Source organism: Enterobacter sp. HG048, assembly GCF_024702055.1.
GTDB classification, from domain to species: Bacteria; Pseudomonadota; Gammaproteobacteria; order Enterobacterales; family Enterobacteriaceae; genus Enterobacter; species Enterobacter dykesii.
In genome coordinates, this window is sequence record NZ_JANLIZ010000010.1 from 14017 (window position 1) to 39380 (window position 25364).

The following is a 25364-nucleotide window of genomic DNA, read 5'->3' on the forward strand; positions in this document are numbered from 1 at the left end:
AAAATCATGAACGGGATACACGATCTGGGGGGAATGCACGGCCTTGGCCCAATCCTTATAGAGGAGAACGAGCCCTGTTTCCATCATGAGTGGGAACGCCGCGTCTTTCCTCTGTTCGCCTCATTGTTCGTCGGCGGGCATTTTAACGTTGATGAATTCCGCCACGCTATTGAACGTATGGCGCCGAGCGAATATCTGGAGTCGGATTACTACGAGCACTGGCTGCACGCGTTCGAAACCTTACTGCTGGAAAAGGGCGTGATCACGGTTGAAGAACTGTGGGGGGGTGCGAAACCAACCCTCTGTAAGCCTGGCACAGCAGTCCTGACGCAGGACATGGTATCCATGGTCGTCAGCACCGGCGGGTCTGCCCGGGTCAGCCATGATGTCGCGCCCCGTTTTCGGCCAGGGGATCTGGTTCGGACGAAAAATTTCAATCCGACCACCCATACCCGACTGCCACGCTACGCACGCGACAAAGTCGGTCGCATTGAGGTCGCCCACGGCGTGTTTATCACGCCAGATACTGCGGCGCACGGTCTGGGCGAACATCCTCAACATGTCTACAGCGTCAGTTTCACCGCGCAGGAGCTGTGGGGAGAGCCACGCCCGGACAAAGTGTTCATCGATCTGTGGGATGACTATCTGGAGGAAGCATGAACACCGCGACGCAACACGATTATGCTGCCGTCGGGCTACCGCGCGACGAAGAAGGGCCGGTATTTGATAAGCCCTGGCAGGCAAAAGCATTCTCCCTGATAGTCCATCTGCACCAGGCCGGGCTGTTCCCGTGGACAGAGTGGGTACAGACATTCAGCAAAGAGATTAAAGCGGCACCAGCGCAACCGGGCGAAAGCGTGAATGATGCCTACTATCGCCAGTGGACCGCAGCGATGGAAAACATGATGACCACGCTCAACCTGGCGGTGCCGGATGATATCAACCGACGCACACAGGAATGGCGCCAGGCGTATCTCAACACGCCTCACGGCCAGCCGATTGTACTGGCGAACGCCAGTTGCCCGCCAGCACATAGCCATCATCACCTTCCGCTGGGCGTGCCGGTAACGGTGAGTCCGGCGCATGTTACTAATAACAAAATCAACAATGGAGTCACACCATGAGTGATATCACCCTTAATGCCCACGCCCCGGCTGCCCCAATTCCTGTCGCGGAACTGCTGCCCTGGGCGCTGTTCACTACCTTGCTGGCGCTGCTGGCAATCTATTTTGTTGGCGCAGAACAAGGCGCAACGTCGTTGTTTTCCGGCACGCAGGTGCATGAATTCTTCCACGACGCGCGTCATCTGCTGGGCTTTCCCTGCCACTGAGGAGGCGAACATGATTGGGAAACTGTTATTGAAAGGAATGATGGCTGGCATTCTCGCCGGGCTGGTGGCATTTGCCTTTGCCCATCATTTCGGCGAGCCGCAGGTTGACCGCGCGATTGGTCTGGAAGAAAGCCTGTCCGCCCACACGCACCAACACAGTACATCGGCGGACAGCGGAGAAGAGCAAGAAGTCTTTAGCCGACAGACGCAGTCCGGCATCGGTCTGATGGCTGGCATGGCGTTATTTGGTGCCGCACTGGGCGGGGGGCTGGCGCTGGTGTGGGCCTTTAGCTACCAGCGCATTGGGCCATCGAACCCGCGTGTGCTGGCACTCTGTCTGGCGCTGGCGGGTTTTCTGGCGATGAGCCTGATGCCAGGACTGAAATATCCGCCCAATCCGCCCGCAGTCGGCAACCCGGATACCATCGGCTATCGCACCGGGCTGTACTTCGTCATGATGCTGCTTTCCATAGGCATTGTCATCTCAGCCACGTGGTTATCACGTCAGCTAACGCCGCGCCTGGGCAGCGGCAATGCATTGATGTGGGCTGTACTGTTCGGCATCGCGCTAATGCTGGTGGTTTGTGCGCTGATGCCGACAGTGAACGAAGTGTCCGACCACTTCCCGGCGGATCTGCTTTGGAATTTCCGCATGAGTTCCTTCGGCACGCATCTGGTGCTCTGGGGCGTCATCGGCGTGGCGTTCGGCGCCTTAGCCGAGCGCGCCCCGGCGACACACAGACAGCAGCCGGTTTTACGTCGCGGTTAATGTGATGAGAGCGTCGCTTACGCTAATTTGTCAGGGAGAAACGGCAGCGTCCAGAAGTTCACATTTTCCCTGTGATGATCCTCTGGAGACACGAGAATGGCAACGCGCGCAGAAGTTACACGCCATTGCCGCCCGTTATCATAGTGTCTGGACCGCCCCGGAAACCGCCGCCCGACAAACCGCGACGGCGCTCTCTTTACATGCTACCCCAACAGCTGAACTGGCGGATACCGACTATGGCCTCTGGGCCGGCCGGCCCTTACGCGAGGTGATGACGCAGGATGCCGACGCGTTCCACGCCTGGCTTGAGGGCGCTGCGCCACCCGGCGGCGAGTCTCGTGCTCAGTTATTGGCTCGCTGTGCCGCATGGCTGGCTCAGCGTGTTGCTATTCCGGGTCTTCACTGTGCAGTTGTACCCGCAGCCGTCATCCGCGCCATGATCGTCGATGCTCTCGGCGCACCACCCCAGTCATTTGCACGCATCGACATTCACCCGCTAAGCATCACCGAGTTACGCAGCGACGGAAGGCGCTGGCATTTTTGTGTATTGAAAGACCGCGCAACTGGCAAATAGACAACTTTCCACCAGCAGATGAATGTCAGCCATACGTGTTATTCGGTGACAGGCGTAAACGTTTTATGATCTTTAATGGACACCAGACGTTTATTGTGGAGCCCCATGCCTGTTCAGCATGCAAAAAGGTGGTCATTTTGGTGGTCTTGACAGACAAGGATTCCTCATTTACCTTATTTATCAGACATTTAATTTCAAAGGCGGTCCCAGTCAGAGGAGCCAAATTTGAAAAGCCTGCTTTTGAAGCAGGCTTTTTGCTTTTCTGCGTCACTGATGTTAATTCAGAATCGCATCCAGCCTGGCAAGCACCTCATTTACAACGGCGTCAGGTATGCGTTCCAGCCGCATGCCGTTCCGGGCAGCCATATCAATAGTTCTGGGCTGGTCGCAGCGAATAACGCCCGTTGTTGTTGTCCCCGCCCCTTCCAGTGAAACGGTGAAACCTGCTGTACGTGCAAAGTTTCCGCCGCTGGTAACGGGAACCACCACCGGTAGCCGGGTCAGCTTGTTAAACGATGCCTTCGATACGATAAGAACCGGACGTTTTCCACTTTGCTCGTGGCCAGCAATCGGATCCAGTGAAACAAGCCAGATTTCCCCTCTTTCCATTTACAGGATCTCCCTGCCCACCGCAGGCGCATCGATCCATTCCCGATCCTCTTCGCTCATTTCAGCGTGCGGATCGCACTGCGCCAGCAGTTCCTCAAGCGAATAGTGAGGCCGCTTCTGGGGTTCAATAATCAGGCAGCCATTATTAATAGTCATGCCGACTTCGCTGTCCGTCGACAGCTCCAGCGTTTTCAGTACGGTGGGAGGAACCGCCAGCATGATGGATCCGCCGACCTTTTTCAGACGAGTTGTATACATAGCGCACCTCCGAATATTATATTTTAATATAACATTCATGGCGGGAGGTGCGCAATTATTCATCAGATTCATGGTGATTTCCTTTTCGTATTTAAGTGTCCATAAAGCCCTTATCCATCGAAGGGCAAAGACCCATAACCCTTAGGGCAGCCTGGCAATCACCTTAATCTCAAACTGGAATCCGTACAGCCACGTCACGCCGATCCCGGTCAACGTCGGGTAAGGCGCTTCCCCCCAATATTCTGGCAGGATACTCCAGATAGCGTCGAGGTTTGACTCGGGGTCGACGACAAAGAGGGTAACGTCAACCACGTCATCGAACGTGCAGCCCGCAGCCGTGAGGACAGCATTAAGGTTATCGAATGCCAGCCGGATCTGCGCGTTGAGATCCTCTTCAGGCGAACCATCCTCCCGGCTACCAACCTGCCCCGAAACAAACAGGAAGCCGTTAGATTTGATGGCCGGTGAATACCGGTTGCGCTCGTAGAGCGCCTGCCGACCGAAGGGAAAAACGGCTTCGCGTGTTGTCATGTTTGTGCCTCTGTAATGGGGCGAAATCTGCCCGGTGAACATAAAGACACTTTACAGGTGCCAGCTCGGGCGGATAAACAAGCGACTTTGTCCATCATTGTTTGTAATATCCAAACAATCGGCGAAAAGAGAGGACTTGGGATGGATCGTTTCGATGCGATGCGCGCCTTTGCTCGCGTGGTGGAGGCAGGCAGTTTCACCAGGGCTGCCCAAACGCTTCACATGAGCAAAACCACGGTGACGCAGCTTATTCAGCAGCTTGAAGCGCGCCTGCGCGTAAAGCTGCTCCATCGCACCACCCGCAGGCTCGGCGTCACTCCTGATGGTGCGGTCTACTACGAACGCGTCATCCGCCTGCTGGCGGACATGGAAGATGCTGAAAACAGCCTGTCCAGTTCGGCGAAAGCGCCCAGGGGACGGCTACGGGTAGATGTGCCCACTCCCCTCGCCCGCCTTGTGCTGGTGCCCGCGCTACCGGCTTTTCACGCGCGCTACCCTGATATCCAGTTCGACATGGGGGTGAGTGACCGGGTGGTGGATCTGATCGGCGATAACGTGGATTGCGTCGTGCGCGGCGGGGAAATCAACGATCAGTCCCTGATCGCACGCCATGTCGGCGATTTGCAAATCGGTGTTTACGTCGCGCCGAGCTATGTGGAACGCCTGGGAGTCCCTGCGCATCCGCGAGAGCTGGAGAACACGGACCATCGCATAGTGGGATTCTTGTCCTCACGCACCGGTAAGGTTGATCCTCTGGTACTGCGCTGTGAGAGTGAACATTTGGAAATCACGGGCAGCTACGTGCTTGCTGTGGATGATGGCAACGCCTACCTCGAAGCTGGGCTCGCGGGATTAGGCGTGATTGCGCTACCCGTTTATATGGCGGCAGCACATCAGGCTTGTGGCTCCTTGATTCCGCTATTTGAAGACTGGCGTATTGATCCAATGCCCCTGTATCTGGCCTTTCCGCCGAACCGCCACGTTAACGCCAAGCTGCGCGTTTTTATTGATTGGATCGTTGAATTGATGCGGCAGCATGTCCCCACTTCTACCCATAAGTAACTGCATCTATTCGCTCATCACCGCCGAGTGACGGTCATGCTGGTGGTTTTGAAGCAGGCTTTATGCTTTTCTGCCCTACAGCACAAACTCATAGTGCGAGCCATCCGGCAGCTCCACATCAAGCCGCAGCTTTCCGCCCGCAGCCTCAACGTAGCGCTTGAGAGAAGAGAGTTTCAAATCGCGCCCGGGCTTTTCCATTACCGCAACGGTAGGTTGCCTGATACCCAACGCCTGCGCCATTTCTACCTGCGTTTTTTGTACTTTCTCGCGTAACTCAGCAAGATGAATGTTGAGCAAAATATCCGTTGCTATCGCCTGAGCGCTGGCGACAACCTCCGGCTTTTCATCCGCTATAAGCTGCTCAAGGGTTCTTCCCATCGCGCTATTCCCTCTCTTTTAATGTATTCAGCCAGTGAGTGAATTCCCGGTCAGCAACGAGAAGCATCTCATCGTAGAATCGCCTTTCATTGCCGACCTTATTGCCCGCACAAAGCACGATCCCCATTCGGTTTGGATCAAAGGCGAAAAACGCCCGCAAGGGATCGCCCTTACTCTGAATACGTAGCTCTTTCATGTTGCTGTGACGAGAGCCTTTAAGCGTATCAGCGTAGGGTCTCGATAAACCCGGGCCCTTCTCTCGCAAAACCAGCAGCGCTGCAAGTACGCTGGCGCGTTCGGTATCGTCAAGCGAAGTGAACCAGCGATCAAACCTGTCCGTCGTGTTAATTGCCCACACAAGACCTCCCATTCAGTATAGATCAAAAGCTATATACATGCAAAGCTATAGCGATGATTATGCAGAGATGGAAAAGCGGAATCTTGTGGGGTTACGGAAATACTGAATGCGTGCCGGAGTAATTCGATGTATCCCTTATCTGAAATTCATTTTGTTACGAGCAGCATCGAAAAAAGTTCAGTAGCCCACCAACTGCCTCCAGGCCGCCACTTCCTCCTCCAGCCATGCCTTAAAGAGTGTCACCTCCGGCTTCGCCTCCATTGACTGCGCCGTTACCAACCAGTAAGGCCAGGGATATGGTGCGGTGATGGAGGTTAGCTGGACCAGTTCGCTCCGGGTGATGGCATCCTGAACCAGAGAGCGACGCTCCAGCGCGATACCTTTCCCGAGCCGAACGGCTTCGATAATGATATTGGAGTCGTTAATGCATAAACCGTCAGGCACGATCTCTTTCTCAAGACCCGCATTCATGCACCACGTTTTCCACGACTCCATAGAGAAAATAATATGACTCTTTGCAATCTCCGCTGGCGTAGCGGGCAGCACACCGTCGTTATAGCCAGGTGCGGCCACCACAGTGAGTTCGTCGGAGAAAAGGTAATGGCTTTCACTCCCTTCCCAGTTCCCCTGCCCCATCCGTATCGCGATGTCTATCCCTTCCTGCTGCAGGCTGGTGACCGTCAGGCTGGCCTGGATCCGCAGGGTAATAAGCGGATATTTCGCCCGAAAACGAGCCAGACGCGGTAATAACCAGTGGCATCCAAATGACGGCACCATCGCCAGCGTCAGCTCCTGCATTCTCGGCTTCACCTGTACGAGCCGGGTAGCATCCGCGATGTGGTTCAACGCTTCGCAAACTGGCGATGGGTGGAAAATCCGACATGAAAGCACTTCCTTATCTGCGCTGGATATACAGCCGCAACCTGACCATATGTCAGTAATACTAACCCTTACGGTAAGATACTGAAGATATTCGCCATGCAAATTGTATTGTAATGTCGGGTCATCCTTTTCAATGACGCGTTCTTTCACAGAGACAGGAAAACGGGAAAGATGATTAAGCTTGTTGGCATGATGGATTCACCTTATGTACGGCGCGTGGCGATCTCCCTTGAGCTTTATGGCGTTGAGTTTGAAAGCCAGCCGCTGTCAGTCTTTAGCACCTTCGACGCGTTCTCCCGGATCAACCCGGCGGTAAAAGCGCCAACGCTGATTCTGGATAACGGAATACGGCTGATGGACTCCTCGCTGATACTGAATTATTTTGAGGCTCAGGCTGCCCCCGAGCGGAAACTCCTGCCCGTCGCGCCGGATGCGCTGGCAAAGGATCTTCAGACGCTGGGCTTTATCCTCGCCGCCGCTGAAAAAGCGGTGCAAAATGTGATTGAGCACAACCAGCGTCCGGCGGAAAAGCAGCACGCCTTATGGGTCGAACGCATTACAATTCAGCTGCTGGCGGCCTGCAGGGAATGGAATACCTTACTGGAGACGCGTCCGGCGACCGCAACTCCCGATCAGGTTGCCGTCACGAGCACGGTTGTCTGGACGTTTATTCAGTCGATGATCCCGCACGTCGTTAACGTAGCGGATTTTAGAGAGATTCAGGCGTTTGCCGAATCATTCGAATCACAGGCAGTTTTTAAAAAATATCCGTTCAACTAAATGACGAGCCCGGTGAGTGCAGCGCTACCGGGCAAACCAGCGCCTAAATCTGATAATCAATCGCCACTTCTTCCGGTTCCATCACCTGGCGTTTAATCTCATCCACCGACAGCCCGGCGTTGCAGAGCTCGATAAAGCGCCACACGTAGTTGCGCTGCAACTGCCCGCGCTTCAGGCCAAGCCATACGGTGTTGGCGTCAAACAGGTGACGCGTATCAAGACGCACCAGGTTCCCGTCCTCGCGTTCTCCGCTGGACTGTTCCGCCACCAGGCCAATGCCGAGACCCAGCTCGACGTAGGTTTTGATCACGTCAGAATCCTGCGCGCTCAGCACCACGTCCGGCGTTAGCCCTTTGCGGTTGAAGGCTTCATCAATGCGTGAGCGTCCGGTGATCCCCTGGCGGTAGGTAATCAGCGGCCATTTCGCAATGTCTTCCAGCGCCAGAGGGGAAACCTGATTCAGCGGATGGTCAACCGGGAGTAATAAGCTGTGGTACCAGCGGAACCAGGGAAAAGCCACCAGCAGCGGATCGTTGCTCAGGCGTTCGCTGGCGATGCCGATATCCGCCCCACCGTTTTGCAGCAGCACTTCGATTTCCTGCGGCGTGCCCTGGATGAGCTCCAGACGGACGTCAGGGAAAAGTTCGCGGAACGCTTTGATCACCGGCGGCAGGCTGTAGCGCGCCTGGGTGTGGGTGGTGGCGATGGTGAGTACGCCCGAGGCGTCATTGGTGAAGAGATCCGCCAGACGACGCACGTTGCTGGCCTCGTTAAGGATCCGCTCTGCAATGGTGAGCAAAGCCTTACCCGGCTCCGTCATGCCGAGCAGCCGCTTGCCGCGACGGATAAAGATCTCTATGCCCAGCTCCTCTTCCAGCTCGCGGATGTGGCGGCTGACGCCGGACTGAGAGGTATAAAGCATATTGGCGACCTCGGTCAGGTTGTAGTCCCGCCTGGCCGCCTCACGGATAATTTTAAGTTGCTGGAAATTCACGATTCACTCCGGCGCATCTGACATAGCTCTATTGTTAGAGTCAGCCGCGCTGCAGAACAAATAATAAAAACCAGCATCTTATGCTTTTATGGAATATCAGCTCACGAGCTGAAGTTCACGATTCTCAAGTGACGGCTTGCTGACCAGCGACATCAAAATCTCTTTTACCGCCTGCGCCTGCGGCGTCAGCGAACCGCGTGCAGACATGTTCAGCGACAGCGGCAGGCTCATGGAAGGCGTGGTGATGCGTGCCATCCAGCCGTTCGCCGCGCTGCACAGCGAGCGGGCTGCAGATTCTGGCAGAACCGTCACGCCCATTCCGCTGGCAATGGCTGCGGTCAGCGTGGAGATCGAGTCGATTTCACCGATGATTTTGGCCGTCAGACGGCGCAGGGAGAACGCTTCGTCCACGCGCACCCGCACGGCGCTGTAGTCGCGCGGCAGATAAAGGTTCATCTCTGCCACGGCGGTAAGGTCTACGCTCTGGCCCGGACAGTCGCGGGTGCCCACGAGGTAGAGATCTTCTTTCAGCAGCGGCTGGCTGGTAATGCCGGCGACCGGGGAGCGATCGTAAAGGACCGCCATATCCAGCTGGCCGTTGAGCAGTTTGTCATTCAGCATGGAGCCGCTGTTTTCGTGCAGGTATACCAGCACCTCAGGCAGCTCGGCGCGGACGGCCTGCAGCAGCGGCATGGTAATAGAGGACGCGGCCGTTCCCGGCGCCAGGCCGATAGAAACGTGCCCGCTCAGGGTCTGGCCCACGTTATTCACCGCCAGCTGCGCCTGTTCACACTGGCGGAGGATGGTGCGCGCATGGGTGTACAGGATCTTACCTGCTTCCGTTGGCGTAACGCCGCGTTTGGTACGAATCAGTAACTGCTGATCCATCTCGCCTTCCAGAGTAGCCACCTGCTGGCTCAGCGCAGGCTGCGCGATATGCAGCACTTCTGCCGCTTGAGTCAGGCTGCCGATATCGACGATTTTTACGAAGTATTTCAGTCGTCTTAAGTTCATTTTGCCCCCTGTTCGAAATGCTGTGCCGGAACCGGCTGTCGTTGTTGAACAGGTTTTGCAATATGAATGCCACTTTTACCAGGCGGTCTGAATTGTTCGCTAAGCGCCTGAAAATAAGGAAACCTAATCATGGAGGGGGTATTATTACCGAAACAGCAGTTTATGATCTGCCCCATTAGGGGTATACCCGCACCATGACGGTGCATTCCGCTGCCAAAAACATCACTTTGCCGATTTTGTCAGCAAACGATCAAAAGGCGTTGATCCACCCTTTGACAAGGCGAACGCAGGTCGATAATATGCGCCCCGTTCACACGATTCCTCTGTAGTTCAGTCGGTAGAACGGCGGACTGTTAATCCGTATGTCACTGGTTCGAGTCCAGTCAGAGGAGCCAAATTTGAAAAGCCTGCTTTTAAAGCAGGCTTTTTGCTTTTCTGTGCCTGGAAAGATGGCCCTCACATGCCAATCTTAACCGGCATCCCCGACCGCCGTTCCAGTTCGGCTCCTGCCCCCTCATTTATCAGCTGCGTCCGCTGCGCGGCGGAGATGGGCAGCGGCACCTTGCGGGTTGATTCAAACTCCGCACGGTTACGTGATAATGGCTCGTGAACTTCCACCCATCGGCTGCCGTCCGGCTCGCTGGTGACTTTAACCGGCCTGTCGATAAGCTGCACGCGGGTGCCTACGGAAACATGATCGAAAAGATACTTGATGTCGTTATTGCGCAGACGGATACAGCCCTGGCTCACCCGCAGCCCGATGCCGAAATTCGAGTTGGTGCCGTGAATGGCATACAGCCTTCCGATATAAATCGCATACAGGCCCATCGGGTTATCCGGCCCGGCGGGCACGAATGCCGGCAGCGTTTTACCTTCCGCCGCATAGGCACGGCGCGTATTCGGCGTCGGAGACCAGGTTGGCCCCTCCTGCTTACGCTCAACGGCCGTCACCCAGTTACGCGGGGTTTCACGCCCGGCCTGACCGATGCCGATGGGCAGCACTTCAACGGTAGTGCCGCCAGGCGGGTAGTAGTAGAGGCGCATTTCCGCCGCATTCACGATAATGCCCTCGCGGACGGTGTCAGGCAAAATCAGCTGCTGGGGTATAACCAGCCGGGTGCCGGGTTTGGGTAAAAAAGGATCCACGCCCGGATTCGCTTCCAGCAGGTTGCTCAGCCCCTGCCCATACTGCGCGGCAAAGGCTTCCAGAGGCAGCGTATTGCCTTCGGGAACGGTGATGACAATCGGGGTTCCCACCAGACGACTGCCTTCCGGCGGGAGTGTATAGGTTACGGCAAACGCGCCGGGTACAGCGGCACACAGCGTAAGGACGAACCAGGTCAGTCGAATCATAGTTTTCTGCGCTCAAAAAAGAGAAAGCCCGGACTCAGGCAGGCTTTCTCAGTTTACGCTATCACGCCTCGGTTTTGCGCCACCTGCGGGTCAGCACTTTCTCCGCCTCGACAATAAGGAACATCACAAAACCAATCAGGAAGGTGATGACCCAGTAGCGGAACGGCAGCGCTTCGGTGCCAAACAGCATCTGCATGAACGGTGCGTAGATAATAAGAAGCTGTAACGCCAGCAGTACGCCGCTCACGATCCAAATTCCTTTGTTCGCCAGCAGGCCTTTGCTCAGCGAGAAGCCATCATTAACGCGGCAGTTGAGCATGTAGAACCACTGCGCGGTCACCAGGGTTTGCAGCAGCACGGTGCGGATAAATTCTGCCGAGTAGCCGCGCGGCTGTAGCCAGGCTTCCAGCACGAAGGCGCTAATGGCAATCATCAGACCGACAAACACCACGCGCCAGATGGCATAGCCGTCCATCACATGGAGATTCGCCTTGCGCGGTGGCCGGTTCATGATGTCCTTCTCACCCGCTTCAAATGCCAGGCCAAACGACAGGGTCGCCGACGTCGCCATGTTCATCCACAGGATCAGGACCGGCGTCAGCGGGATCAGGTTCCCCGCCAGCAGCGCGATGATGATCAGCAGAGCCTGCGCGATGTTGCTGGGGATAACGAACAGAATGGTCTTTTTCAGGTTGTCGTAAACCCGGCGTCCCTCGTGCACCGCGCTGGCAATGGTGGCAAAGTTGTCATCCGTTAACACCATGTCGGCGGCTTCCTTGGTCACTTCCGTCCCCTTAATTCCCATGGCGATACCCACATCCGCCCGCTTGAGCGCCGGGGCATCATTTACGCCATCCCCGGTCATGCCCACGACTTCCTGCTTACTTTGCAGGGCCTGCACGAGGCGGAATTTATCCTCCGGGCTGGTTCGGGCGAAAATATCGTACTGCTGGGCGGCGTCGCTCAGCTGACGATCGTCCATCGCCTCCAGCTCACGTCCGGTGATAGCGCTTGCGGCGTTACCAATCCCCAACATTTGCCCAATGCTCATGGCCGTTTGCGGGTGGTCGCCGGTGATCATTTTCACGCGGATCCCGGCCTGCAGACAGTCGGCAATGGCGGTAATGGCCTCCGGACGCGGTGGATCCATCATTCCGGCAATGCCCAGCAGGATCACGCCGTCATGCAGGTCCGGGTGATCCAGCTCGCGCTGTCCCTCGTGGGCAGGTTTCCAGGCCGCGGCCACCATGCGCAGACCTTCCCGGGCATACTCTTCAATCTTCCCTTCCCAATAGGGCTGATCGAACGGCTGCAGCCCGTCATTCGTCTGCTGGTACTGGCAGAGGCGGAACAGGACGTCCGGCGCGCCGGTGATTAAAATAACCTCTTCATCGCCCAGCCGGTAAAGCGTGGACATGTATTTATACTGCGAATCAAACGGGATTTTACTGCGCATTTCGGTATCGAGCGGTGGGAGCGGAATTTTCGCCGCCAGCACCTTCAGCGCGCCCTCGGTTGGGCCCCCGGTGATTTTCCACAGCCCCTGCTCGTCTTTGATCAGCTGGCTGTCATTACAGAGATCGATGGTGCGAAGATAGCGTTCCAGCAGGGAACCCTGCGTCACGCTGATAGGCGTCGGGTCATCTACGGGGTGAATATTCCCCACCGGTTCGTAGCTGTCACCCTCCACGCGATAGGTCGTGTCAGCGGTAATCACCGCTTTGACCGTCATTTCATTCATCGTCAGGGTGCCGGTTTTATCCGAGCAGATGACCGTCATCGCGCCCAGCGTTTCCACCGTAGGCAGCTTGCGAATGATGGCCTTGCGACGCGCCATGGCCTGTACGCCAAGCGAAAGGATGATGGAGATGATGGCCGGCAGGCCTTCCGGTACGGCGGCAACGGCGAGGCTAATAAGCGACAGTACCAGTTCAGAAACCGGCATATCCCGGAACAGGAGGCTAAAGACAAACAGCGCCACCATCATCACCAGGATAGTGATGAAGATGGTCTTACCGAGCTTATCCATCTGCACCATCAGCGGCGTGCGGTGCTTTTCAATGTCGGACATCATCTGATTGATGTGACCCAGCTCGGTCTCGCCCCCGGTAGCCACCACCACGCCTTTACCGCCGCCGGAGCTGACGGTGGTGCCTGAGTAGAGCAGATTATACCGGTCACCTAAAGGCAGTTCCCCGCTTAACGCATCGCTGTTTTTCTCAACAACGGTGGATTCGCCGGTCAGGATGGCCTCCTCCACGCGAAGGTTATGCGCTTCAATCACGCGCAGGTCCGCAGGGATACGATCCCCGGCGCGGATCACCACGATATCTCCCGGGACCAGCGCCGTAGTGGGGATCGTTTCATGATTCCCCTGTCGTACCACCACGGCTTCGCTGGAGAGCATATTGCGAATGCTCTGCAACGATTTTTCAGCATTGCTCTCCTGAATATGGCCAATCAGCGCGTTAATGATGGCAACCCCAAGGATCACAAACATGTCTACCCAGTGGCCCATAAAGAGCTTAAGCAACGCGGCCACCAGCAGAACGTAAATCAATACGTCGTTAAAATGCGCCAGGAAGCGCAGCCAGGCGGGTTTGCCCTTTTTTTGCGGTAACGCATTCTCACCGTGCTGCTGAAGTCGGGCTGATGCCTCTGTGCCGCTAAGGCCTTCCAGGGTGGAGTGGATATTCGACAGGGTTTCGTCAACGGTTTGTTGATAGTACGGACGTTCAGGTTTTCCTGTTTTCATCGTTCCTTCCTCAGGTTCTATTCAGAAATCACCTTGCTTCTCTGTAATTAACGAATAACGAAAACAGGAACATGTGCGTAACGAACAATACTTGCCGCCTCTGAACCTAACAAATGGGTTTGAATATTGGGATTGCGGGAGCCGACGATAATCGCGCCGACGGTAAGTTCATCCGCCAGCTTAATAACCTCATCACGAACATTTCCGCTACGGACGTGGAGATGAACCCGTTCTTCTGGCAGATTCAATTTTTTGACCAGGTCAGACAGCTTTTCTTTCGAATTATTAATCATATATTCATCCATTTTGCGCGCATCTGAAATAAAACCACGCGTCAGTTCGGCTGAAAATTTGGGCATGACGTGCAGCAGATGAATGTCACCCGATGCGCTTTGCGCCAGAAACTGTGCATGCTGCAACGCTTTATCCGCCAGGCTTGTCTCGTAGACATCCACCGGAACGAGAATGTTTTTATACATATCGAGCATCCTTTTTATAACCAACACGAGAGTGAATGAAGCAAAAAAACGCATTAAATGCAGGGACTTGCCCTTAATGCCAGTTACGGTAAAAAAAGATGATTAATATTAAACGTAGCACAGGAATATCAGGTTTAGCGCTTCCCCACAGATAATGGTTATTTAACATTTATCTTTTCGCCGACTATGCTCATAGTCAGCTACCGCTTCCGGCTCATGGAGGAATGTATGTATGGTTTAAGCCTGATCCGTCTGGGTATGTTTATTGCGCTTGCCATTATCGCCAGCACGGCGATTGGTTTATTTACCTATATGGTCGTCACTGTTCTGGCAGAATAGTGTCACCCCTGTCCAGGCTATGGAATAAATAAAACAGTTATTTATTAGGGGAATACAGTGAACCGCTACCTCTCTCTTTTACCGTTCGTTTTGTTAACGCTCACGGCGTGCGACCCGAAACCGAAGCAAGCCGCCCCCCTGCCCAGGATGGTAAAAGTGGCGGAGGTGACGGTTCCCGGTCACGCCCAGCAGCGAATTTTTCCCGCCCGCATTGAATCGGGCGATGCCACAGACCTTTCATTCAAGCGCGCAGGTCAAATTGAAGCGCTCGATGTGCGTCAGGGCGCAGCCATCAAGCAGGGGCAACAGCTAGCCAGGTTAAACGCCCGTGAAGCCCAGCAGCGGGTTAACGACAGACAAACGGCGGCGACGCTGGCTCAGAGGCAATTCGATCGATTCCAGACGCTGGCGGGCCGCCAGGCGATTTCGAAAGCAGAAATGGACGTGCAGCGCGCGAACCGCGATTCGGCGAATGCGGCGCTACAAATTGCCCGAGAAGAGCTGAATCAGATGACGCTCGTCGCCCCCTTCAGCGGGACGGCGGCCAGCGTGCATGTCCGAAACCATCAGGTGGTGTCTGCCGGTCAGCCCATCGCCACGTTAACCCGCACCGACCTGCTTGACGTGGTGTTCAGCATCCCTGAAAACCTGTTTAAGACCTTTGATATCCGTAACGCCCAGTATCGCCCGGTGGTGAAAATCAACGCCATGCCGGATCGGGAGTTTACCGCCGTCTACAAAGAGCATTCGGGCAGCAGCGACAGCAATACCCTGACCTGGCAGGTAATACTGACCATGCCGCGCCCGGATGATTTTCCCGCCGTCGGTGGCGTAAGCGGTACGGTGACCATCAATTTAAGCAACCTCCCGGCGGGCGCGGGCGATCAGGCGCTGGTCGTACCGGTTGAGGCAGTCTTTAACCCGGACAACAGCCCGCGCAATGAGCCGCACGTCTGGGTCGTAACGGGCGAAGGCGACGCGCTCCATCTTGAAGACCGCAAGGTCAGCGTGGGGCAAGTGAGTACCGAAGGCGTGATGATTACCAGCGGGCTTAAGGCGGGCGAGCGCGTGGTGGCCGCTGGCGTTGGGGAGCTTCATGCTAACCAGCCGGTGCGTATCTGGACGCGTGAACGGGGACTGTAATGGATATCTCTCGTCAATTTATTAATAACCCCGTTCGCGTCTGGCTAACGATCCTGCTGCTGGGCATCGGGGGTATTTTTGCCCTGTTGAATATCGGCAGGCTGGAAGATCCCGCCTTTACCATTAAAACCGCAGTGGTGGTCACCCACTACCCCGGAGCATCCGCTCAGCAGGTGGAAGAAGAGGTGACGCTTCCGCTGGAGAATGCCCTTCAGCAGCTGCCTTATCTGGATAACGTCAGCTCTATCTCCTCAAACGGCCTGTCGCAAATCACCGTGAACATTGCCTCGCGCTATCACTCGAACGAGCTGCCGCAGATCTGGGATGAACTGCGCCGCCGCGTGGGCGATGCCTCGCGTCTGTTCCCGCCCGGCGTCGTCACGCCCTTTGTAAATGACGATTTCGGCGACGTGTTCGGCTTCTTCTTCGCCATTTCCGGAGACGAATTCAGTAATCCTGAACTGGTGAGATATGCGGAGCAGCTGCGCCGCGAGTTAATTCTGGTCCCCGGGGTCGCGAAGGTCGCCATCGGCGGGGCCATTGGTCAACAGGTCAACATCGATATCTCCCTGACCAAAATGGCCGCGCGCGGCATTACGCTGAACCAGCTTTCCGCCCTGCTCAGCAGACTTAACGTCGTTTCCAGCGCCGGAGAAATCACCTCCGGCACCGAATCCATTCGCCTGCACCCGACCGGTGAGTTCGAAAATCTTGATGAACTGGCGGATCTCATCATCACGCCCTCCGGCACCGGGGCGGCGACGCGTCTGCGGGATATCGCCACGCTGTCGCGCGGGCTGAACGAATCGCCGGCCAGTATCTACCATGCCAACGGCAAAAAAGCCGTCACCATGGGCGTCTCGTTTATTCCCGGCGTGAACGTGATCGACGTGGGCCACGCGCTGGAGTCAAAGCTAAACCAGATGTCGGCGGAAAAACCGGCAGGCATACAGATAGACCTGTTTTACGATCAGGCAGCCGAAGTGGGCCATTCCGTTAACGGTTTTATTATTAACTTCCTGATGGCGCTGGCGATCGTCATCGGCGTGCTGCTGATCTTTATGGGCGTACGCAGCGGGATCATCATTGCGGTTTCTCTCGCCCTTAACGTGCTGGGCACGCTGCTGATTATGTACCTGTGTGGCATTGAGCTGCAGCGGATCTCGCTCGGGGCGCTGATTATCGCCCTCAGCATGCTGGTGGATAATGCCATCGTGATTGTCGAAGGAGTGTTGATTGCCCGACAGCAGGGCTCCCCGCTGTTAACCGCCGTGAACTACATCATCCGCCGCTCCGCCCTGCCGCTGCTGGGAGCGACGGTGATTGCCATCCTGGCGTTTGCCCCAATCGGGCTGTCGCAGGATTCCACCGGGGAATACTGTAAATCCCTGTTCCAGGTGCTGCTGATTTCCCTGATGCTGAGCTGGTTCTCTGCGCTCACCCTCACCCCGGTGCTGATTAAGTGGTGGTTGTTTAAAAACGACAGCGCGCCCGATAAAACCGACGAGTCAGATCCTTACGACAAACGACTCTACCGCGCCTACCAGCGCCTGCTTAACACGCTGTTGCACCATAAGGCACCGACGCTCATTGTGATGGCTGCGCTGCTGGCGGCGTCCATTTGGGGCTTCGGCGCCGTACGGCAAAATTTTTTCCCGTCGTCTAATACGCCGATTTTCTTTGTCGACCTGTGGCTACCCTACGGGACCGATATCAAGTGGACCGAGAAAATGACCGGCGATATCGAAAAAACCATTAACGGCCAGCCGGGGGTGGAGACCACCGTCTCGACCATTGGTCAGGGCAGTATGCGCTTTATTCTCACCTACAGCGGACAGCGGCAGTACGGCAACTATGCGCAGATCATGGTGCGCATGGACGACCAGCGCAACATCTCCGCCCTGACGCGCCACGTGGACGAGTACATCGCGCGAAACTATCCGCAGGTCAACGCCAGCACCAAACGGGTGATGTTTGGCCCCTCCGGCGACAGCGCCATTGAGGTGCGCATTAAAGGCCCCGACCCTGACCGGCTGCGCCTGATTGCCAGCCAGGTGGACGATATACTCACGCGCGATCCGGCCACGGGCAGCGTCAGGAACGACTGGCAAAACCGCAGCAAGGTGATCCGCCCACAGTACGTTGCCGCCCTGGGCCGCGAGCTTGGCGTGGATAAGCAGGACGTCGACAACGCGCTGGAGATGAATTTCTCCGGCAGCCGTGCGGGGCTGTATCGGGAAGGCAGTGACCTGCTGCCCGTGGTGGTGAGGCCCCCGGAAAGCGAAAGGCTGGATGCCAGTCACCTGAACAACGTGCTGGTGTGGAGCCAGACGCGGCAGCAGTATATCCCGCTGAGTAACGTCGTCAGCCGCTTCTCGCTGGAGTGGGAAGATCCGCTCATCCTTCGACGCGACCGCTCGCGGGTGCTGACGGTGCAGACGGACCCGGACCCGCTGAGCCAGCAAACCTCCGGAGACATTCTCGCCCGCGTGAAGCCGCAGATTGATGCCCTTAGCCTGCCACACGGCTACAGTATCGAGTGGGGGGGCGACGCAGAAAACTCCAGCGAAGCGCAGCAGGGGCTGTTCACTACGCTGCCTCTCGGGTATCTGGTGATGTTTGTCATTACGGTGCTGATGTTCAGCTCGGTGAAAAATGCCGTCGCCATCTGGCTGACCGTACCGCTGGCGCTGATTGGCGTCACGCCGGGATTTTTACTTACCGGCATTCCCTTTGGCTTTATGGCGCTGATTGGCCTGCTGAGCCTGAGCGGGATGCTCATCCGCAACGGCATCGTGCTGGTGGAAGAGATCGAACAGCAGAAAACGCAAAAGGATCAGCACAGCGCGATCGTGTACGCCGCCACCTCGCGCCTGCGCCCTATCCTGCTCACCGCGTTCACTACCGTACTTGGCCTGGCTCCGCTGCTGCTGGACGTTTTCTTCCAGAGCATGGCCGTTGTCATTATGTTTGGACTGGGGTTTGCTACAATCCTGACGCTACTGGTACTCCCCGTGATCTACGCGTGTTTCCATCGTAAGGACGAAGCCAAACAACAATGAATGCGACAGGGCTGAACATTATCAAAACGCTGGGCTGTATGACGGCGGTTACCTTCTTCACCATCTACAACACCTGGGATCATTATGATTATGACTATCACTGGATCCTGGGGTTTTTAACCTTTATCTCGACGATTGCCACACCGCTGTTTTTTGTGGTGTCGGGCTATCTCGACGGACAATCGCGGCACGGCACGCGCTGGCAGCTGGGTAAAATTAAAAGTCTGGTGATTGTTTTTCTGTTCTGGATAACGATCTACTACCTGTGGGAGCCTTATCAGCGCGGGTATTTAATCCAGCCCTGGTTCGTATTCGCCTTTGTGGTGATTTACACCTTCCACCCGGCGGTGGAGTGGCTTAGCCAGCGGCGAGCGCTGTTCTGCGGCGCGATTGCTGCCCTGCTGCTCTTTTCCTACGGATACGATCTGCTATCGGCGCTCTATCCTGAAACGCACGTCCTTTCGCTTTCACCGCAGTATCGGCTGTGGACGTGGCTGCTGTTTTATCTGACGGGGCAACTCTTTTGCGACCCGAAAATTGCCGAGTGGATTAGCCGTAAAAATGTCGTCAGGGCGGCGGTTGTCGCCATCCCGTTTATCTACCTCTTCACCTGGTTTTACGAGCGCCACTTCTTCTTCGCGCTGTTCAAGGCGGACAGAAACGCCTTTATCCTCACCGGCTCTCAAATTTACATTTTGATCATCGCGCTGGTGATTGCGGCGAACGGCGTGCGCTTTCGCCGCAATGCTGAATTTAAGGAGTCCATTCTGGCCGCCATCAGCAAAACGATGACCGGCGTGTATATTGTGCACTACTCGGTGTTTCATCTGCTGACGGCGCTGATACCGGTGACCTCTCTCGGTATGAAGCTGGCGTTGATTGTGCTCACCTTCGTCACCTCTGTTCTGTTCTCCATGCTGGTATTGTCTAACGCCGTGGCAAAAAAGGTGATCACCCTTTAAAAGCCTAAGCGCAGCCAGGCAAAGAGCACGTTGCCGTTATTATATGTCCCGGGAATATAGGTGAACTGGACGGTAACGCGCTTATACCCGGCTGAAAACAGCGGGAAGATGAAGGGGAGCGGGACATAGTTTGCAAAATCATCTCGCGCCGTGATGCCCGCTGCGGCACCGAGCCCAAGGCGGAAATCTTTGGCATTATCCAGGTACCAGCCCTTCTCCCAGCCATACCCCATCGCGGGCTGCCATTCGTTGTGCGAGTCCTTGAACATCATCGCGAAAAGCGCGCTCCAGTTGCCCTCTTCGTTATAGCGGGAAACGCCCAGACCACCGCCCCACGGCATTTCATTGTAATTGTCAGTTTTTTCTTTGTCGTACATAAAGCGAGCGTGCCAGCTCAGAAACGGCAGGTACAGGTCGTAACGTTGGGGCTCTTCCCAGGTTTGTGAAATATCATCCGTCAGCGCATTCCACCAGCCGCTGATACGCTGTTCACCATAGACATTGGGCTCCGCATGAAGCGGTGCGACGAATAAAAACAGAATCATCCAGAATGCCGAAAAGGTGCGTTGCATCATTATTCCCTCAGCTTAACTCACGCGGCGGTCACTATTACTGTAAACCATTCAGCCTTTAACGGAACCAGAAGACACAATTATCTCGCCGCAGGCGAAGATGAAATTTATTTATTCAGCACCTTCCGGAAAGATAAAAACGTTTTCTCAGGCGTTTTGTCGCGGTAGTCTCATAGGTTCCGTTTATATGACGGGCGCAATGTGAGTGACCTTTTCTTATACCAATAATTAAAAATTAGTACGGACAGGACAACTATGGACTCCACCCTCATCTCCGATCGTCCCAACGAGGAGACACCTTCGCTCAACCGTGCCCGCCGCGCAGCCTTAGGCAGCTTCGCGGGTGCCGTCGTCGACTGGTATGATTTTCTGCTTTACGGCATCACCGCCGCCCTGGTCTTTAACCGCGAGTTTTTTCCCCAGGTCAGCCCCGCGATGGGCACGCTCGCCGCGTTTGCCACCTTCGGCGTCGGCTTTCTGTTTCGCCCGCTGGGCGGGGTGATCTTCGGCCACTTCGGCGACCGTCTTGGCCGCAAGCGTATGCTGATGCTCACCGTCTGGATGATGGGGATCGCCACCGCGCTGATTGGCGTTCTCCCTTCGTTTTCCGCCATTGGCTGGTGGGCGCCGGTACTGCTGGTCACCCTGCGCGCCATCCAGGGCTTCGCCGTCGGCGGCGAATGGGGCGGCGCGGCGCTGCTGTCCGTTGAGAGCGCGCCGAAGCACAGGAAAGCGTTTTACAGCAGCGGCGTGCAGGTGGGGTACGGCGTAGGCCTGCTGCTTTCCACCGGGCTGGTATCGCTCATCAGCCAGCTTACCACCGACGAGCAGTTCCTGAGCTGGGGCTGGCGCATTCCGTTCATCTTCAGCATCGTGCTGGTCATCGCCGCACTGTGGATCCGTAACGGGATGGAGGAGTCGGCTGAGTTTGAAAAACAACAGCTGGAAAAACCGCTCGCCAAAAAGCGTCTGCCTGTGATGGAAGCGCTGGTTCAGCATCCTGGCGCTTTTCTGAAAATTATCGCCCTGCGCCTGTGCGAGCTGCTGACGATGTATATCGTCACCGCGTTTGCCCTGAACTACTCGACGCAGAACCTCGGTCTTCCCCGCGAGCTGTTCCTCAATATTGGCCTGCTGGTCGGCGGGATCAGCTGCCTGACTATCCCCTGCTTCGCCTGGCTGGCGGACAGGTTTGGCCGCCGTCGCGTTTACATCACCGGAGCGCTGATTGGCACCCTCAGCGCCTGGCCGTTCTTTATGGCGCTGGAGGCACAGTCGATCTTCTGGATTGTCTTCTTCGCCATCATGCTCGCCAACATCGCTCACGACATGGTGGTGTGCGTGCAGCAGCCGATGTTCACCGAGCTGTTTGGCGCAAGCTACCGCTACAGCGGCGCGGGCGTGGGATACCAGGTCGCAAGCGTGGTCGGCGGCGGATTTACGCCGTTTATTGCCGCCGCGCTGGTGACCTTCTCCGGCGGCAACTGGCACAGCGTGGCGATTTATCTGCTGGCCGGCTGCCTGCTGTCGGCGGCGACGGCGCTGCTGATGAAAGAGACGAGCCACGGCTGATCTCCCTTTTGTTTCACGGGCGTGTGACATACTATCGGGTAGAGTCGCACACCTGTGGAACAAGGAGACAGAGATGAATAATAAGGGCTCCAGCCTGACCCCGGCTCAGGCGCTGGAAAAACTCGACGCGCTGTATGAACAGTCCGTCAACGCGCTGCGCAGCGCCATTAGCGAATATATCGAAACAGGGAAACTCCCCGATCAAAAGGCCAGAACCGAGGGCCTTTTTGTTTATCCATCGCTCTCTGTGACCTGGGACGGCAGCGCCAGCAGTAATCCCAAAACCCGCGCCTACGCCCGTTTTACCCACTCCGGCTGCTACAGCACCACCGTCACCCGCCCTGCGCTGTTCCGCCCGTATCTAGAAGAACAGCTTACGCTGTTGTATCAGGATTACGGCGCGCACATTGCCGTTGAGCCCTCGCAGCATGAGATCCCGTATCCGTACGTGATTGACGGTTCGGCGTTAACCCTTGACCGCTCCATGAGCGCGGGGCTGACCCGCCACTTCCCGACCACCGAGCTTTCGCAGATTGGCGATGAGACGGCAGACGGGATTTATCACCCGGCCGAATTTTCTCCTCTGTCGCACTTTGATGCCCGCCGGGTCGATTTCTCCCTGGCACGTCTGCGCCACTACACCGGTACGCCAGTCGAACATTTCCAGCCGTTCGTGCTCTTTACCAACTACACCCGCTACGTTGATGAGTTTGTCCGCTGGGGCTGCAGCCAGATCCTCGACCCGGAGAGCCCGTATATCGCGCTCTCCTGCGCGGGCGGGATCTGGATCACCGCTGAAACCGAAGCGCCCGAGCAGGCCATTTCCGACCTGGCGTGGAAAAAGCACCAGATGCCCGCCTGGCACCTGATCACAGCCGACGGTCAGGGCATTACGCTGATCAACATCGGCGTGGGCCCGTCAAATGCCAAGACCATCTGCGACCATCTGGCGGTACTGCGCCCGGACGTGTGGCTGATGATTGGCCACTGCGGCGGCCTGCGCGAAAGCCAGCTGATTGGCGACTACGTGCTGGCCCATGCGTATCTGCGCGATGACCACGTGCTTGATGCGGTGCTGCCGCCGGATATCCCAATCCCGAGCATCGCCGAAGTACAGCGCGCGCTGTATGACGCTACCAAAGAGGTTAGCGGCATGCCGGGGGAAGAGGTTAAACAGCGCCTGCGCACCGGTACGGTCGTCACGACGGATGACCGCAACTGGGAGCTACGCTACTCCGCATCGGCGCTGCGCTTCAACCTGAGCCGCGCGGTGGCGATCGATATGGAGAGCGCCACCATCGCCGCGCAGGGGTATCGCTTCCGCGTTCCGTACGGCACGCTGCTGTGCGTCTCCGATAAGCCGCTGCATGGCGAAATTAAGCTGCCCGGCCAGGCCAACCGTTTCTACGAAGGGGCTATCTCAGAGCATCTGCAAATCGGCATTCGCGCCATCGACCTGCTTCGGGCGGAAGGTGACAGGCTGCATTCCCGCAAGCTGCGCACCTTCAACGAGCCGCCGTTCCGCTAATAACGTAAGGAAAAACAATGTCCAGCACATCACCGCTCTCTGCCCTACGCCACTGGCTTGAGGCCAGCCATCTCGACGGGATGATCGTCCCGCGCGCGGATGCCTGGCAGAGCGAATACTGCGCGCCGTACGACGAAAAGCTGGCCTGGCTGACGGGCTTTGACGGCTCTGCCGGCGTCGCGCTGGTACTGAAGGATAAAGCGCTGCTGTTCGTCGACGGGCGCTATCAGGTCCAGGCCCGCGTTCAGGTGAATCTGGGCGAGATTGAAATTCACCACCTGCACAACGAGCCGCTGGCTCAATGGCTGGCAGAAAACGTTGAGTCAGGCACGCGCATCGGTTTTGACCCGCTGCTGATGACCAACGCGGAGTTTGAGCAACTGTCTGCCACGCCGTGCGAGCTGGTGCCTCTGAAGGCCTCGCCGTTTGACACCTTATGGACCGATCGCCCTGCCGCGCCGGCGGGGCTTATCCGCGAAATGCCGGTTGACCACAGCGGAGAACGCAGCGCGGACAAACGTCAGCGCGTCGCCGCCGTGCTGGCCGCAAACAATGCGGATTATCTCGCCGTCACCCTGCCGGATAACATCGCCTGGCTGTTAAACGTGCGCGGTGCGGATATTCCTTACAGCCCGGTACCGCTCTCCTTTGCCCTTCTCGGTCGTGACGGTCACGTTGAGTGGTTTGTTAACGACAATAAGCTCAGCGCCCTGCCTGACGATGTGCGCAGTGCGTTCACCATTGCGCCGCAGGATAACTTTATTGAACGCTGCCAGCAGATTGCTGAAGGCAAACGGGTGATGGTTGATGCAGATTCCGCGCCGGTTGCCCTGCGCTTCGCCATTGAACCACGCGGAGAAATTGTCTGGCGGACCGATCCTATCACCCTGATGAAAGCCACCAAAAACCCGGTCGAGCTGGCAGGCTATCGCGAGTGTCATCACCGGGACGGTGCCGCGTGGGTCAACTTCCTCGCCTGGCTGAGCCGCGAAGTGCCGCTGCGCGAGGCGGCAGGAAATCCGCTCACCGAGCTGGAAGTGCAGGCGCAGCAGCTTGCGTTCCGTCAACAGCAGCCCGGGTTCATCGAGCAGAGTTTTGCGACCATCTCAGCCTCTTCGAGCAATGCGGCGATGTGCCACTATCATTCGAGCGAGGCCAGCAATAAGCCCATCGGCCATGACCATTTTTACCTGAACGATTCCGGCGGCCAGTATGCTAACGGCACCACCGACGCCACGCGCACGCTGGCGTGGGGTAAGGTCGATCCGCAGCAGCGCCTGCACTACACCGCCGTGCTGAGAGGCTTTCTGTCGCTCATTACCCTGCAGTTCCCTTCCGGGACTCAGGGGCATCAGCTGGATGCGTTTGCGCGTCGCCCGCTGTGGGAGATGGGGCTGGATTACGATCACGGCACGGGGCACGGCGTGGGGCACCAGTTGCTGATCCACGAGAACCCGCATCGCATCGCCAAAAAGGTCAATCCGTGGCCGCTGGTGGCGGGCAGTATCATGACTATCGAGCCGGGCTACTATCTGGGCGATAGCCACGGTATTCGTATTGAAAACCAGGTGGAGATTGTGGAGAGCCGTCCGGGGTTCTGCAAATTTGCCTCGCTGACGCTGATCCCGATCGACTTAAGTCAGGTTGAGCTGCATCTGCTGAGCGAGCAGGAAAAGCAGTGGCTGGATGAATATCATCAGCAGGTACGGAAGGCATTGTCACCGCTGGTGGATAGCGATGCGCGTGAGTGGCTGGTTGAGGCGACGGCGCCGATTGGTGTGTAATTTCGTGCGGTCTGGTGCCCTCACCCCAACCCTCTCCCACGGGAGAGGGTGCAAACACTAAAAACGGCAACAAGGTTGCCGTTTTGCATTTTGCCTTGCGCAGAAAAGCAAAAAGCCTGCTTTAAAAGCAGGCTTTTTAAATTTGGCTCCTCTGACTGGACTCGAACCAGTGACATACGGATTAACAGTCCGCCGTTCTACCGACTGAACTACAGAGGAATCGTGTGAACGGGGCGCATATTATCGATGCTCCCCCGGGATGTCAAAGGCAGAATG

General features: G+C 56.6%; 24 protein-coding genes, 2 tRNA genes and 1 pseudogene. 14 read left to right on the forward strand and 13 right to left on the reverse strand.

Features of this window, described 5'->3' with window-relative positions; all coding sequences use genetic code 11:
• Window positions 1-6 precede the first annotated feature (6 nt).
• From nthB to NUX24_RS13035, 5 genes are read left to right on the forward strand one after another with little or no spacing between them, the layout of a single operon-like run.
• A complete protein-coding gene (gene nthB, locus NUX24_RS13015) occupies window positions 7-660 on the forward strand; it encodes a nitrile hydratase subunit beta (RefSeq protein WP_257832026.1) in 654 nt (217 codons plus the stop codon).
• Window positions 657-1124 carry a nitrile hydratase accessory protein gene (locus tag NUX24_RS13020; RefSeq protein ID WP_257832028.1) on the forward strand — a complete coding sequence of 156 codons (468 nt, stop codon included), beginning with the start codon at window positions 657-659 and terminating at the stop codon, window positions 1122-1124. Before nthB ends, NUX24_RS13020 begins: the two co-directional genes overlap by 4 nt.
• Entirely contained in the window at window positions 1121-1330 is a 210-nt protein-coding gene (locus NUX24_RS13025) for a CbtB-domain containing protein (RefSeq protein WP_214576559.1), read from the forward strand. The genes NUX24_RS13020 and NUX24_RS13025 overlap by 4 nt, the downstream gene beginning before the upstream one ends.
• Before the next feature lie 10 nt (window positions 1331-1340).
• Complete coding sequence (locus NUX24_RS13030) at window positions 1341-2099, forward strand: CbtA family protein (protein WP_257832031.1); 759 nt, start codon at window positions 1341-1343, stop codon at window positions 2097-2099.
• Window positions 2100-2103: 4 nt separating this feature from the next.
• Window positions 2104-2673, forward strand: coding sequence for a histidine phosphatase family protein (locus tag NUX24_RS13035; protein ID WP_047652421.1), 570 nt, complete (start codon window positions 2104-2106; stop codon window positions 2671-2673).
• A 276-nt stretch (window positions 2674-2949) separates the two neighbouring features.
• Here NUX24_RS13035 and NUX24_RS13040 read toward each other — a convergent pair whose 3' ends face one another.
• The 3 genes from NUX24_RS13040 to NUX24_RS13050 all read right to left on the reverse strand — a co-directional run bounded on the left by NUX24_RS13040 (window position 2950) and on the right by NUX24_RS13050 (window position 4071).
• Complete coding sequence (locus NUX24_RS13040; RefSeq protein ID WP_257832034.1) at window positions 2950-3282, reverse strand: type II toxin-antitoxin system PemK/MazF family toxin; 333 nt, start codon at window positions 3280-3282, stop codon at window positions 2950-2952.
• Window positions 3283-3540, reverse strand: coding sequence for an antitoxin (locus NUX24_RS13045; protein ID WP_257832036.1), 258 nt, complete (start codon window positions 3538-3540; stop codon window positions 3283-3285).
• Between the two features lie 141 nt (window positions 3541-3681).
• Window positions 3682-4071 carry a RidA family protein gene (locus NUX24_RS13050; RefSeq protein WP_109845238.1) on the reverse strand — a complete coding sequence of 130 codons (390 nt, stop codon included), beginning with the start codon at window positions 4069-4071 and terminating at the stop codon, window positions 3682-3684.
• 141 nt (window positions 4072-4212) lie between these two features.
• Between NUX24_RS13050 and NUX24_RS13055 the strand changes: the two genes are divergently transcribed.
• On the forward strand, window positions 4213-5133 hold the full coding sequence (locus NUX24_RS13055; protein ID WP_257832040.1) for a LysR family transcriptional regulator: 921 nt from the start codon (window positions 4213-4215) through the stop codon (window positions 5131-5133).
• Between the two features lie 75 nt (window positions 5134-5208).
• Here the strand turns inward: NUX24_RS13055 and NUX24_RS13060 are convergent, their stop codons facing one another.
• The 3 genes and pseudogenes from NUX24_RS13060 to NUX24_RS13070 all read right to left on the reverse strand — a co-directional run.
• Window positions 5209-5511 carry an XRE family transcriptional regulator gene (locus NUX24_RS13060; protein ID WP_029741460.1) on the reverse strand — a complete coding sequence of 101 codons (303 nt, stop codon included), beginning with the start codon at window positions 5509-5511 and terminating at the stop codon, window positions 5209-5211.
• 4 nt (window positions 5512-5515) lie between these two features.
• A complete protein-coding gene (locus NUX24_RS13065; protein WP_126330275.1) occupies window positions 5516-5869 on the reverse strand; it encodes a type II toxin-antitoxin system RelE/ParE family toxin in 354 nt (117 codons plus the stop codon).
• Between the two features lie 177 nt (window positions 5870-6046).
• Window positions 6047-6727 (reverse strand): annotated as a pseudogene (locus NUX24_RS13070) (LysR substrate-binding domain-containing protein); the annotation flags it as partial.
• A 195-nt stretch (window positions 6728-6922) separates the two neighbouring features.
• On the opposite strand from NUX24_RS13070, the gene NUX24_RS13075 reads away from it, so the two are divergent.
• Window positions 6923-7531 (forward strand): glutathione S-transferase family protein, encoded by a 609-nt coding sequence (locus NUX24_RS13075; RefSeq protein WP_257832044.1) that lies wholly within the window; start codon window positions 6923-6925, stop codon window positions 7529-7531.
• Between the two features lie 43 nt (window positions 7532-7574).
• Here the strand turns inward: NUX24_RS13075 and cbl are convergent, their stop codons facing one another.
• Both cbl and nac read right to left on the reverse strand, forming a co-directional pair.
• On the reverse strand, window positions 7575-8525 hold the full coding sequence (cbl, locus tag NUX24_RS13080; RefSeq protein ID WP_257832046.1) for an HTH-type transcriptional regulator Cbl: 951 nt from the start codon (window positions 8523-8525) through the stop codon (window positions 7575-7577).
• Window positions 8526-8621: 96 nt separating this feature from the next.
• Window positions 8622-9539, reverse strand: a complete 918-nt coding sequence (nac, locus tag NUX24_RS13085; protein ID WP_047652425.1) for a nitrogen assimilation transcriptional regulator NAC — start codon at window positions 9537-9539, stop codon at window positions 8622-8624.
• A 319-nt stretch (window positions 9540-9858) separates the two neighbouring features.
• Between nac and NUX24_RS13090 the strand changes: the two genes are divergently transcribed.
• Window positions 9859-9934 (forward strand) — tRNA-Asn (locus tag NUX24_RS13090).
• Window positions 9935-9995: 61 nt separating this feature from the next.
• Here NUX24_RS13090 and ldtA read toward each other — a convergent pair.
• The 3 genes from ldtA to NUX24_RS13105 form a co-directional block, all read right to left on the reverse strand.
• The gene (gene ldtA / locus NUX24_RS13095; RefSeq protein WP_257832048.1) at window positions 9996-10892 is read right to left on the reverse strand and encodes a L,D-transpeptidase; all 897 of its coding nucleotides are present in this window, start codon (window positions 10890-10892) and stop codon (window positions 9996-9998) included.
• 61 nt (window positions 10893-10953) lie between these two features.
• Entirely contained in the window at window positions 10954-13647 is a 2694-nt protein-coding gene (locus NUX24_RS13100; protein ID WP_257832049.1) for a cation-transporting P-type ATPase, read from the reverse strand.
• A 47-nt stretch (window positions 13648-13694) separates the two neighbouring features.
• Complete coding sequence (locus NUX24_RS13105; protein WP_121424349.1) at window positions 13695-14126, reverse strand: universal stress protein; 432 nt, start codon at window positions 14124-14126, stop codon at window positions 13695-13697.
• Between the two features lie 396 nt (window positions 14127-14522).
• Between NUX24_RS13105 and NUX24_RS13110 the strand changes: the two genes are divergently transcribed.
• Genes NUX24_RS13110 through NUX24_RS13120 form a run of 3 tightly spaced genes read left to right on the forward strand, consistent with a single transcriptional unit; the run spans window position 14523 to window position 19632 of the window.
• The gene (locus NUX24_RS13110; protein ID WP_214576568.1) at window positions 14523-15608 is read left to right on the forward strand and encodes an efflux RND transporter periplasmic adaptor subunit; all 1086 of its coding nucleotides are present in this window, start codon (window positions 14523-14525) and stop codon (window positions 15606-15608) included.
• On the forward strand, window positions 15608-18670 hold the full coding sequence (locus NUX24_RS13115; protein WP_257832053.1) for an efflux RND transporter permease subunit: 3063 nt from the start codon (window positions 15608-15610) through the stop codon (window positions 18668-18670). Before NUX24_RS13110 ends, NUX24_RS13115 begins: the two co-directional genes overlap by 1 nt.
• The gene (locus tag NUX24_RS13120; RefSeq protein ID WP_047652431.1) at window positions 18667-19632 is read left to right on the forward strand and encodes an acyltransferase; all 966 of its coding nucleotides are present in this window, start codon (window positions 18667-18669) and stop codon (window positions 19630-19632) included. Before NUX24_RS13115 ends, NUX24_RS13120 begins: the two co-directional genes overlap by 4 nt.
• Here the strand turns inward: NUX24_RS13120 and pagP are convergent.
• Window positions 19629-20204, reverse strand: a complete 576-nt coding sequence (gene pagP, locus NUX24_RS13125) for a lipid IV(A) palmitoyltransferase PagP (protein WP_032668488.1) — start codon at window positions 20202-20204, stop codon at window positions 19629-19631. The genes NUX24_RS13120 and pagP overlap by 4 nt on opposite strands.
• Before the next feature lie 255 nt (window positions 20205-20459).
• Here pagP and shiA point away from each other — a divergent pair, with 255 nt between their 5' ends.
• The 3 genes from shiA (at window position 20460) to NUX24_RS13140 (ending at window position 25088) form a co-directional block, all read left to right on the forward strand.
• Window positions 20460-21776, forward strand: coding sequence for a shikimate transporter (shiA, locus tag NUX24_RS13130; protein ID WP_047652433.1), 1317 nt, complete (start codon window positions 20460-20462; stop codon window positions 21774-21776).
• A 73-nt stretch (window positions 21777-21849) separates the two neighbouring features.
• Window positions 21850-23304, forward strand: a complete 1455-nt coding sequence (locus tag NUX24_RS13135) for an AMP nucleosidase (protein WP_047652434.1) — start codon at window positions 21850-21852, stop codon at window positions 23302-23304.
• A 17-nt stretch (window positions 23305-23321) separates the two neighbouring features.
• On the forward strand, window positions 23322-25088 hold the full coding sequence (locus NUX24_RS13140; RefSeq protein WP_257832056.1) for an aminopeptidase P family protein: 1767 nt from the start codon (window positions 23322-23324) through the stop codon (window positions 25086-25088).
• 143 nt (window positions 25089-25231) lie between these two features.
• On the opposite strand, the gene NUX24_RS13145 is transcribed toward NUX24_RS13140, so the two are convergent.
• Window positions 25232-25307 (reverse strand) — tRNA-Asn (locus tag NUX24_RS13145).
• Window positions 25308-25364 lie beyond the last annotated feature (57 nt).

Excerpts from the sequence above, each read along its gene's own strand:
- NUX24_RS13050 (WP_109845238.1), bottom strand. The coding sequence starts at position 4,071 with ATGACAACACGCGAAGCCGTTTTTCCCTTCGGTCGGCAGGCGCTCTAC.
- pagP (WP_032668488.1), bottom strand. The coding sequence starts at position 20,204 with ATGCAACGCACCTTTTCGGCATTCTGGATGATTCTGTTTTTATTCGTC.
- NUX24_RS13055 (WP_257832040.1), top strand. The coding sequence starts at position 4,213 with ATGGATCGTTTCGATGCGATGCGCGCCTTTGCTCGCGTGGTGGAGGCA.
- NUX24_RS13060 (WP_029741460.1), bottom strand. The coding sequence starts at position 5,511 with ATGGGAAGAACCCTTGAGCAGCTTATAGCGGATGAAAAGCCGGAGGTT.
- NUX24_RS13030 (WP_257832031.1), top strand. The coding sequence starts at position 1,341 with ATGATTGGGAAACTGTTATTGAAAGGAATGATGGCTGGCATTCTCGCC.
- NUX24_RS13120 (WP_047652431.1), top strand. The coding sequence starts at position 18,667 with ATGAATGCGACAGGGCTGAACATTATCAAAACGCTGGGCTGTATGACG.
- NUX24_RS13025 (WP_214576559.1), top strand. The coding sequence starts at position 1,121 with ATGAGTGATATCACCCTTAATGCCCACGCCCCGGCTGCCCCAATTCCT.
- nac (WP_047652425.1), bottom strand. The coding sequence starts at position 9,539 with ATGAACTTAAGACGACTGAAATACTTCGTAAAAATCGTCGATATCGGC.
- NUX24_RS13020 (WP_257832028.1), top strand. The coding sequence starts at position 657 with ATGAACACCGCGACGCAACACGATTATGCTGCCGTCGGGCTACCGCGC.
- NUX24_RS13035 (WP_047652421.1), top strand. The coding sequence starts at position 2,104 with ATGAGAGCGTCGCTTACGCTAATTTGTCAGGGAGAAACGGCAGCGTCC.
- NUX24_RS13045 (WP_257832036.1), bottom strand. The coding sequence starts at position 3,540 with ATGTATACAACTCGTCTGAAAAAGGTCGGCGGATCCATCATGCTGGCG.
- shiA (WP_047652433.1), top strand. The coding sequence starts at position 20,460 with ATGGACTCCACCCTCATCTCCGATCGTCCCAACGAGGAGACACCTTCG.
- NUX24_RS13105 (WP_121424349.1), bottom strand. The coding sequence starts at position 14,126 with ATGTATAAAAACATTCTCGTTCCGGTGGATGTCTACGAGACAAGCCTG.
- NUX24_RS13115 (WP_257832053.1), top strand. The coding sequence starts at position 15,608 with ATGGATATCTCTCGTCAATTTATTAATAACCCCGTTCGCGTCTGGCTA.
- NUX24_RS13075 (WP_257832044.1), top strand. The coding sequence starts at position 6,923 with ATGATTAAGCTTGTTGGCATGATGGATTCACCTTATGTACGGCGCGTG.
- NUX24_RS13135 (WP_047652434.1), top strand. The coding sequence starts at position 21,850 with ATGAATAATAAGGGCTCCAGCCTGACCCCGGCTCAGGCGCTGGAAAAA.
- nthB (WP_257832026.1), top strand. The coding sequence starts at position 7 with ATGAACGGGATACACGATCTGGGGGGAATGCACGGCCTTGGCCCAATC.
- NUX24_RS13100 (WP_257832049.1), bottom strand. The coding sequence starts at position 13,647 with ATGAAAACAGGAAAACCTGAACGTCCGTACTATCAACAAACCGTTGAC.
- NUX24_RS13040 (WP_257832034.1), bottom strand. The coding sequence starts at position 3,282 with ATGGAAAGAGGGGAAATCTGGCTTGTTTCACTGGATCCGATTGCTGGC.
- NUX24_RS13140 (WP_257832056.1), top strand. The coding sequence starts at position 23,322 with ATGTCCAGCACATCACCGCTCTCTGCCCTACGCCACTGGCTTGAGGCC.
- ldtA (WP_257832048.1), bottom strand. The coding sequence starts at position 10,892 with ATGATTCGACTGACCTGGTTCGTCCTTACGCTGTGTGCCGCTGTACCC.